Annotated in this window: 8 protein-coding genes and 1 pseudogene; 5 read left to right on the top strand and 4 right to left on the bottom strand. The window is 33.0% G+C overall.

Features of this window, described 5'->3' with window-relative positions:
- From QZN45_RS10625 to QZN45_RS10610, 4 genes and pseudogenes are all read left to right on the top strand, one after another.
- Positions 1-364, top strand: a pseudogene (locus QZN45_RS10625) (transposase family protein); the annotation flags it as partial.
- Positions 365-447: 83 nt separating this feature from the next.
- Entirely contained in the window at positions 448-1,062 is a 615-nt protein-coding gene (locus QZN45_RS10620; RefSeq protein ID WP_296812848.1) for a class I SAM-dependent methyltransferase, read from the top strand.
- A 184-nt stretch (positions 1,063-1,246) separates the two neighbouring features.
- Positions 1,247-2,254, top strand: a complete 1,008-nt coding sequence (locus tag QZN45_RS10615) for a 7-cyano-7-deazaguanine synthase (RefSeq protein WP_296812845.1) — start codon at positions 1,247-1,249, stop codon at positions 2,252-2,254.
- 8 nt (positions 2,255-2,262) lie between these two features.
- Positions 2,263-3,018, top strand: coding sequence for a HesA/MoeB/ThiF family protein (locus tag QZN45_RS10610; protein ID WP_296812844.1), 756 nt, complete (start codon positions 2,263-2,265; stop codon positions 3,016-3,018).
- Between the two features lie 16 nt (positions 3,019-3,034).
- Here the strand turns inward: QZN45_RS10610 and QZN45_RS10605 are convergent, their stop codons facing one another.
- Positions 3,035-5,506, bottom strand: coding sequence for an ATP-binding cassette domain-containing protein (locus tag QZN45_RS10605; RefSeq protein WP_296812842.1), 2,472 nt, complete (start codon positions 5,504-5,506; stop codon positions 3,035-3,037).
- Positions 5,507-5,651: 145 nt separating this feature from the next.
- On the opposite strand from QZN45_RS10605, the gene QZN45_RS10600 reads away from it, so the two are divergent.
- Entirely contained in the window at positions 5,652-6,335 is a 684-nt protein-coding gene (locus QZN45_RS10600) for a type II CAAX prenyl endopeptidase Rce1 family protein (RefSeq protein ID WP_292606652.1), read from the top strand.
- A gap of 87 nt (positions 6,336-6,422) precedes the next feature.
- On the opposite strand, the gene QZN45_RS10595 is transcribed toward QZN45_RS10600, so the two are convergent.
- The 3 genes from QZN45_RS10595 to QZN45_RS10585 form a co-directional block, all read right to left on the bottom strand.
- A complete protein-coding gene (locus tag QZN45_RS10595; protein WP_292881131.1) occupies positions 6,423-7,538 on the bottom strand; it encodes an SPFH domain-containing protein in 1,116 nt (371 codons plus the stop codon).
- An 18-nt stretch (positions 7,539-7,556) separates the two neighbouring features.
- Positions 7,557-8,321, bottom strand: coding sequence for a hypothetical protein (locus QZN45_RS10590; protein WP_296812840.1), 765 nt, complete (start codon positions 8,319-8,321; stop codon positions 7,557-7,559).
- A 179-nt stretch (positions 8,322-8,500) separates the two neighbouring features.
- On the bottom strand, positions 8,501-9,520 hold the full coding sequence (locus QZN45_RS10585) for an adenylosuccinate synthetase (protein ID WP_292606658.1): 1,020 nt from the start codon (positions 9,518-9,520) through the stop codon (positions 8,501-8,503).
- Between the last annotated feature and the right edge of the window lie 202 nt (positions 9,521-9,722).

Raw genomic sequence — 9,722 nt, 5'->3', positions numbered from 1 at the left:
AGAAGAATTCAATGAGTTAATTGATTTAAAAAAGCACATTTTTAAAATACTTGATGCAAAAAACTTAAATGATGCTAAAAATCTACGAAATCAACTATTGGATAAAAAATATTCAAAAAATAACTTTACAATCAAAATCGTGGATAAATTTATCATTTCCTACTTTCAAAAATTGACGACACACCTTGAAAATACAAATATTCCCTCAACGAACAATAAAATCGAAAATATCTTTCAAAAAGTATTTCCAAAACACATAAAAAGAACAATGAAAATAGAACAAGGCCTTCTAAGAAGATTCATGCTAAAACTAAATCATTGGAACGTAAAAAATAAAAAAGAAAAAAATCACACAAGTTTTTGAAAGTGCCTTTTTAGATTAACATTAATTTTTTAACAATTGTCGTACCAAACTATTACCATATGCAAAATATTGAAGGTCTGATTATGGTAGATCAAAAAATTACCCAATGCATGAAACCCCATGGTGAAGAAGGCATTCAAACAATTAGAAATATGAATGAAAACCACAAGCACATATCCGAATTCGCTTTTGAATGCATAGACATTAACGAAAACGACAGAATATTGGATATCGGTTGTGGTGGTGGAGTCAATATTGAAAAATTCCTTAAACTGACTACAGCGAATGTGGACGGATTGGATTATTCTGAAGTTTCTGTGAAGGCTTCAATTAAGCAAAACCAACAAGCGGCCGATAATGGAAGATGCAATATAATTCAAGCGGACGTCAGTGATATGCCCATTGATAATGATACATATGATTTAGTGAGTGCTTTTGAAACCATATATTTCTGGCCAGATATTGGTGAAACATTTAAAGAAGTATTCAGGATAATCAAACCTGATGGACGATTCATGATTGCACAGGGAACAGATGGAACCCACCCCGATGATGAAAAATGGTTAGCAACAGTTGAAGGAATGAGTGTTTATAATGCATCACAACTAAAAGAATATTTGCTTAATGCAGGATTTAAAAGTGTTGAAATCTTTAAAAAAGAAAATGATTATATTTTAGTAGTGATTGCTAAAAGATAACATGACTTTTTCAAAACATTTATATATCAATTTAACAATTAATTAATTATGGAAAAAATAACTATTGTTATATTTTTCCTGAAGCATTTCATTGTGCATGACTCCAAAATCTAAAATATAAATAAAACAAAAAATATTAATGAATTTGGAATATCAACACATTAATTATTTTGAAAGGGATAAGATGGATTTAGAAGATAAAATTAAAATCGTTGAAAACATTTTAAAGGATAAAAAAGTAGCTGTTGGTTTTTCAGGCGGTGCCGATTCAACACTAATAGCTTATTTATCTTCTAAAGTTTCTAAAGATACATTGGCCATTACCATCAACAATCACTTAATGCCAACTTATTTTTTGGAACATAGCGAAAGAATGGCCAAACATTTTGGAATCGAACATGAAATAGTTGATATTAACTTTTATGAAAACGAATATTTCCTATCCAATGATGCAAAACGCTGTTTTACATGCAGAGATTTGATGTATACAAAAATTAAAAGCATTGCAAAAGAAAAAGGATTTGAATATATTTGTGATGGAAACAATATCAGCGATCTAGTTTGCGATAGACCCGGGATTTTAATCACTTATGAAAAAGGATTTGAGACACCATTAATTACAGCAAATTTAACATCTAAAGAAATTCATAAATATCTGGACAGTCACAATATTCCTTATTCCAAATCCACCACATGTCTTGCAACTAGAATCCCAACAAATACACGTACGACTAAAGAAAAGATTGAAAGAATTAGCTACTGTGAAAATTTTATTTTAGATAGAACTAACTGCGAAATCGTGAAAGTTAGAGATTTAGGAGAAATTGGTATTATTGAAGTTGACAAGATTAATGAAATTTTCCATAATGAACAATTTAAACAGATAAATGACGAATTAAAAGGACAAGGTTTTAAAAAAGTTGTTTTAAATTTATCACCAATTGATGATGATGACACAATTGCAATCGACTTTTCACAAGATTCATTCTCATACCAACTCCCATTCTCAGTCAACATCAAAAATACCAAAAAACAAATTAAAGACATTATATCCGAATCAAGTGAAAAGATAGAATTGGAAAACATTACTATTTATGAAAACGGATTAATTGAAGGCCATGATTTTGAAAATTATGACCTTGCGCTTAATGAATTTATGGAAATATTGAAAAAATTGCGGAGAAACGTATAGGTGATAAAATGCCAACAAGATATATCGGTGATGGATATTGGGAAATTGCATCACGTCAAATGAGCATAGTAACAAGAAGCGAACAACAAAGATTCAAAGATGCGAAAGTCACAGTAATCGGCTGTGGTGGAATTGGTGGAGAGACTATCGAAATGCTTGCAAGAATGGGTATTGGAGAACTCGTTCTAGTTGACAAGGATGCATTTGACTTATCAAATTTAAATCGTCAAACATTAGCTACAATTTCCGATTTGGGACTTGATAAAAGTAGTGTAGCAGCAGAAAAAGTCAGATTAATCAATCCCTACGTAAAAACTACAATATTCAATGAACATGTTGACCAGAACAATATTGAAAAAGTAATTGGAAACTCCAATATTGTTATTGATGCTCTTGATAATGTCTTAACAAGAGTCATCGTATCACGAAAAGCCAATGAGCTTGGAATTCCCTACATTCATGGTGCAATTCATGGAACATTAGGTCAAGTTACAGTATTTTTACCGAATAGCGACAAAAGTTATGAAGAAATGTTTAACTTGCCTTCACTCGGCAAGGAATTAACTGAAGATGTCATCGGCGATTTGAAAAATGTTACTTCAGGTGTTCCTCCAGTTATTGGACCAACACCAAATTTAATCGGATGTCTTGAAGCTTTTGAAGCATATAAAATAATAACCGGAGTTGGAAAAGTAACTGTTGCTCCGAAAATATTAACATTTGATTTATTAGATTTAAGTTCATTTTCACTAAATGAACTTTAAACAATATTTTTTTGAATTACAAACCATCCCACAACTCTTTTTCAGCCAAATATTTACCTGTTAAACTTTTTTTAGATTCAATTATATCTTTCAGACTACCTTTGGCCAGAATCTCTCCGCCACTATTGTCATCATCTATTCCAATATCAACAATATAATCTGCATTAGCTATCAAATCCAAATCATGTTCTATTACGATTACCGTTGCACCCTTTTCAATCAAATGATTGAAAACATCAATTAAGACTTTTACATCCAAAGGATGAAGGCCTATTGTTGGTTCATCGAATATGAATATTGAATTTCTTTGGGATTTTCCAATTTCAGAAGCTAATTTGAGTCTTTGTGCCTCACCCCCAGATAAACTTGGAGTTGCTTCACCCAAGGTCAGATAACCCAAGCCCAAATCAGAAAGTTTTTGCAGTTTGTTTGTAACTTTTTTAAGACCAAATAATTCTTCCAATGCCTCATCAACTGTTAAACTCATAATATCCGATAAAGAAAGACTATTATATCTAACCTCTTCAATTTTTTTGCTGTATCTGAGTCCATCGCAATCAGGACATGTCAATTCAACATCAGGCAGGAACTGTATATCCATTGACACACTTCCAGTACCATTGCAAGTTTCACATCTTAGTTTTCCAGTATTATATGAAAAATCAGACATTTTATATTCATCCGTTAGTTTAGCAAATTCACGCCTCAAATCATCTAAAACCTTTGAATATGTTGCAACAGTGCTTCTGACATTTTTACCAATCGGAACGCTGTCAATCAAATCAATCTTTTTAATTCCATCACAATCAATATCATAAACTCCATCAGGCAGTTTTTCATCATTAATATATGATTTAACAGCAGGGTATAATGCTTCCAAAAGTAGAGTGGTCTTTCCACTCCCGGAAACTCCGCTGACTACTGTCAATTTTCCTTTCGGCATTCCAACATCCATTTCCTTAACATTGTGTATCTCATTTGTTTTAATTCGAATTTCACCATTCTCAAAAATATCCGAAGACTTTTCCCTCACAATAACATTTTCAGAGTTTGTTAAAAATGGAGCGATTTGAGATGAAGAATTCTTCTTGATTTCATCTAAAGATCCCTGTGCGATAATATTTCCTCCATCAGCACCAGCTTCAGGACCCATTTCAACCATGTAATCAGCAATATTCAATATCTTTGTGTCATGGTCAACCAAAATAATTGAATTTCCATCATCAACCAATCTTTTAATAACATTAATGAGACCATCAACATTATTGGGATGAAGACCTATTGAAGGTTCATCCAAAACATATAGAACACCAGTCGTCCTATTTCTTAATGTTTTTGCAAGCTGAACTCTTTGCAATTCTCCAGTGGACAATGTATTTGACGGCCTATCAAGGGAAATATAACCTAAACCCAAATCAAGCAAAATCTTTGCATTGTCCATGAATTCCTCAGTTATATCCTCCGCCATTTCCCGTACATTATCAGGCAATTCTCTCACCACATCCTTAACCCATGAAACCAAGTCTTTCAGATTCATTTCACAAGCTTGAGATATATTGATTCCACCCAATAATGTCTGTCTAGCTTTGAAATTTAATCTAGTACCTTCACAATCCCTGCAAACTTTAGTTGTTAAGAATTTATTAATTTTTGTCAGTCCCTTTTCGGTTTTTGCATTTTTCAAAGCCTCTTCAATAGCTCGATGAGCATTTCTATATTCCGCATTCAATTCAAACAGCTTACCGTTTTTGGAAGGAATATTTATATATTTTTTAACTGCCGGACCATTATAAACAATATCCTTTTCATCATCTGTTAATTCATTAAATGGAACATCCACCCTTACACCAAGCTCTCCTGCAACATGATACATCCAAGAAATACCAAACTGATTCCATGCGTCAACGGCACCTTCCTCCAATGTTTTTGACTCGTCAGACACTAATTTAGCACCATCCACATCACGAATGTAACCTGTACCACTACATGACGGACATGCTCCATCTGAATTGAATGCATATTCCTCAGCCCCAAGACCATAGAACTCTTCACCACATTCAGGACATTTCAATGGAATTTCACGAGCCACATTTAAAGTTGGCTCCTGCATATGCCCATTTGGACAAAAATAGTTACCGCACCGTGAATATAATAACCTTAGAGAGTTTAAAAGTTCTGTTGAAGTTCCAAAAGTAGATCGAATATTTGGAATATCAGGTCTTTGATGAAGAGCCAAAGATGCAGGAACATATTGGACCAAATCAACCTGAGCTTTTTGAGATTGTGTGATTCTGCGACGAGTATAAGTTGACAAAGCATCCAAATATCTTCGAGACCCCTCAGAATACAATACACCCAAAGCAAGCGATGATTTGCCGCTTCCGGAAACTCCGCTAATTGCCACAATTTTTCCAAGCGGAATATCAACGTCAATATTTTTTAGATTATGAACTTTTGCTCCCCTAACGATTATCATATCTTTATACATAAAAAATTATTTAAAAATAAGAATTAATAAAGTTTAAGATAATTGTAAAACATATCTATTATATATTCTAGAACGGATTTATTTAGGAAATATAATCATGTATCCAATTTGAAATCCTATCTTCAAATCAATCAAGGTGTTTTTAATGTTAAATTTAGATAATAATAGAGACTTTCCATATTATAATGAGAATCCGAAGATGTCCAAGATTGGATGGTTGGTATTGTTAATATGCATTCCTGTTGCATATTATGCTAACGGATTCGTCAGCGTTTTTTCAAATGAAATAATAGGCAGCATATCTTTCCTTCTGATATTGTTAATTCCATTGTTATACTTTTCAAATTGGGATTATTCCTTGTTTTTTCAAAAACCAACAAAAAATGAACTTATTCTTGCAGTATTGATGTGTTTGGCATATATTGTTTATTCAAGTATACTCACCAATCTATTAGGTACTTGGGGCATTCCAGATGTTGGAAATAGCAATGCGAATATTGTTACAATTGTATCTTTGATATTTTCCATGATGGCTGAAGAATTAATAAAATTCATTCCATTGATGTTCTTATTGAGGGTTTTATTCAAATACACTTCCAATCGCAGATTATCAATTATAGTATCATCCATATTTACATTAATCTTTTTTGGTTTGATACATTTAGAACCTAGCACAACTATTCTCTCAGTACTGGTGATTCAAGGAGCAGGTTCAATATTTCATTTATATGTCTATTTAAAAACTAAAAACTTGTTCGCATCTTATTTGTCTCATCTGATGACAGATGCATCTGTTTTAATTCTAGTCATGATGGGACTTATAGGTTGAACATTCAAGAATATTTTCTTGCATAATCAACACATAGACTGGTGATGGACTTACTAGTGAAAATGAATGATGAAAATATTATTTCATCTATTCATTAGTAGGATGACCACATCCTGAACAGAACATGTCACCGGGTTCAAGTGATCTTCCACAGTTGCTGCATTTTAGCTCTTGCTGTACCTTGTTTCCACATTTAGAGCAAAACATTGCATCAGGGGCTAATTTGTTGCCACATTTGGTACAAAATACTGCATCACCTTGTGGTTCATTACTAACTGGTTGTTGTTCCTGACTTGCTTGTTGTTGGTTAGCTCCGAAGTTCTGACCAGCCGCAAACAATCCTCCAGACATGTTTCCACCAACATTGTTTCCCAACATTTGGCCAAAAGCCATAGCCATAGGAAAACCAGTCACCATACCATTAACGCCACTTTTATTTCCAGGATTTTCCGCATATTTTTTAGCGACATCAGCCATTTGTTCATCAGCCCAATTGAATCCTAGAGTACCATATTCCATTTTTTTGTTCAATACATCCTCAAGTTTTTTGGTTTCTTCTTTAGGAACAACAATATTGGATATGTAAAATGTAACGAGATTTACACCATATTCCTTAAAATCTTCTTTCAATTTTTCATGTAATGCCTCTGAAATTTCTTCCAGATGCTGTGTAATATTGTAATAGCTTACTTCAGACATTATTTTTGACAGATAGTTTTTGACCTTAGTGGTGATTTTGCCTTTGAAATAATCAGTAACTTGATCAATTGTGTTGAATGTTTGTGTTCCCACAACATTTACCATGAATTTTTTAGCATCATCAATTACAATGTCCATAGCACCTGATGCACCAACATTTATCGGTATTTGGAATGTTGGTTCAATAACTGGAAAACGGCTGCTTGTTCCCCAGATTACATTTAATGATGTTGCCTTGTTGATGAAATAAACTTCACAATGAAATTGGCTTACTCCTTCTGTAGGAAGATCAATAAGTGCCCTCAAAATAGGTATGTTTCCAGTTTCTAAAGTGTATTTTCCAGGACCAAATTCATCCAAAGCCTTTCCGTCTTTATAAAATATTGCTACTTGAGATTCATGAACAATTAGTTTTGAATGTGTGTTGAAATCTTCGGCAGGATGTTTCCAGACTAAAGTGTCCTTGTCTCCTTCAAATTTAATTACTTTTAAAAGTTCAACCATTTAATTCCTCCATATATTTTATATTATACCAAATAGTTTTTTAGGTTTAGGTTTTTGATAATCAGGATCATATTCCCGTATTTTTTCAACATAATCATCTATATATTTATCATGATCACCCTTATCAAAAAAGCCTATGTGACTATACATTGGTGTGTGAAGGTCTATGGAATAAATCCAAGAGTCCATAGCATCCTGATATGTATCATCAGTTACGTTCTCAACCAAATCACCATAATAATTTAATAGATAGCATAATTCTAAAAGAACATTGACATACCATGTATAATACTCACCATCAGGAGATTCATATTCCATTTCTTCAAAATATGATTCGTAAAAACTATCGACAAGCCCAAATGTTTCATCTGTAAACAGACTTATCGCATCGTTTTTCTCTTCAACATCATCAATGCCTTCAACAATTGATACTGCGGATGCAGTTGAATTGTAAAAATCATCAATTGCATTTTCATCCAAAAAATCATTTAAAAATGCTCTAAAGTAACCCACATAGTATTGAGCTTCCCAGTCGTTAGGTTCTTTTATCAGAATCTCACTGTAATATTTGAATCCAAACTCACTGTCTCCATTGTCACGTGCTCTTCTTGCGAGTTCATATAAATTATCTAATTCTGCAGAAGATTCACCACCAAATTGGTGATTTTCACCTGTTTTGGAGTCGTTAATGGGAAATTTAGTACCGCAAGCTTGACAGACATAAAATCCGCCTTCGATTATAACCATGTTGCTTCCACACATTTCACACATCAATTCATTCATTTAAACTACCTTTTAAATTAAATATATTAATAATTATGTAGCTTATTGTATTTTAACGTTTATTTAAAATTAAAAAATATTGCCGAAAAACATCCAAATGACAATATATTCAACAGCTAGTGATTACTATGGTAATCAATACCACATTTATTATAAAAAAAAGAGAGTTGAAAAAGAATTTATAACAATTCTTTTCTTAAATCAATTGTATCTTTTAAATCTGGTCCAGTAGAAATAATGGTTACCGGCACGCCAGTTTCAGTTTGGATATCTTCAATGAAAGCTTTAGTCTCAACAGACAATTCATCGTAGTTTTGGACACGTGCACAGTCAAATAACCTATCAACACAAGTAAGAGCAATTTGAGTTGCACCATTGATTCTGCAGGATTCCTTTGCAAGTTCCATATCAAAGTAACCTATTCTTCTACGTCTTCCAGTTACTACACCATATTCTTCAAGACCTTTGCTTTCAGCTTCTTCCTGAGTCATTTCTGTTGGGAATGGACCTTCTCCAACACGGGAAATATAAGCTTTAAATACATCGATTACTTCATCTACTTTAGTTGGTCCGACTCCCACATCAGCAGCGAATGTTGATGCGGTGGTATCTTTACTGGTTACATATGGATATGATCCATAGTAAAGTGAAAGAGCAAAACCCTGTGACCCTTCAATAAATACGTTCTCACCATTATCAATAGCTTCATTACAAGCCATTGACACGTCAGTAATATACTCTTCAAGTTCTGGAATATCTTTTGCAAGCTCTATTGTCCTCATTACACGGTCTGAGTTTGCAGGCCCACAGCCAGAACCAGTACTTCCTATTTTTTTAGCTAAATGTTCTGAAGATTTATCACGAGTCATGTGATCCTCATTAATTATTGCACATCTAGGATCAACGCACATTCTTTCTTTAACATTATACTTTTTCAGGTTTTCAAATTCACTAAACAATACATCAGGATTTACTAAAACACCAGCACCGATCATGAGTTTAGCATCAGTATGTACAAAACCTGATGGGGTTAACCTTAATCCATATTTTTCTCCATTAAATTCGACAGAGTGGCCTGCATTTGGCCCAACTCCTGCACGAGCGATAATATCTGGCTTATCATTATCACAAAGGTAAGTGATACATTTTCCTTTACCTTCATCACCCCATGCACCACCAACTAAAATACTACAAGTCATTTAATAACTCCTATAAAATTAATATTAAAATGAAAATTAGAAAATTTTCATACCACTATTATTTTATCATTTAATTATTAAAAAGTTTTTCCAATATTATAAATAGGCACTTTCAATAACTTAAGTGATTTTTAGTAAATCGCATTGTCCTCATCCCAATACTTTAGTTTTAGATTGAATCTTTTTAAAATTCCTTTATCTG

This window comes from uncultured Methanobrevibacter sp., from assembly GCF_900314695.1.
In the GTDB taxonomy this organism is placed as follows: Archaea; Methanobacteriota; Methanobacteria; order Methanobacteriales; family Methanobacteriaceae; genus Methanocatella.
Note: the sequence above shows the minus strand (reverse complement) of the source record. Positions and strands in the feature narration are given on the sequence as shown.

Coding starts and splice junctions, on each gene's coding strand:
- QZN45_RS10620 (WP_296812848.1), top strand. CDS start 448: ATGGTAGATCAAAAAATTACCCAATGCATGAAACCCCATGGTGAAGAA.
- QZN45_RS10615 (WP_296812845.1), top strand. CDS start 1,247: ATGGATTTAGAAGATAAAATTAAAATCGTTGAAAACATTTTAAAGGAT.
- QZN45_RS10610 (WP_296812844.1), top strand. CDS start 2,263: ATGCCAACAAGATATATCGGTGATGGATATTGGGAAATTGCATCACGT.
- QZN45_RS10605 (WP_296812842.1), bottom strand. CDS start 5,506: ATGTATAAAGATATGATAATCGTTAGGGGAGCAAAAGTTCATAATCTA.
- QZN45_RS10600 (WP_292606652.1), top strand. CDS start 5,652: ATGTTAAATTTAGATAATAATAGAGACTTTCCATATTATAATGAGAAT.
- QZN45_RS10595 (WP_292881131.1), bottom strand. CDS start 7,538: ATGGTTGAACTTTTAAAAGTAATTAAATTTGAAGGAGACAAGGACACT.
- QZN45_RS10590 (WP_296812840.1), bottom strand. CDS start 8,321: ATGAATGAATTGATGTGTGAAATGTGTGGAAGCAACATGGTTATAATC.
- QZN45_RS10585 (WP_292606658.1), bottom strand. CDS start 9,520: ATGACTTGTAGTATTTTAGTTGGTGGTGCATGGGGTGATGAAGGTAAA.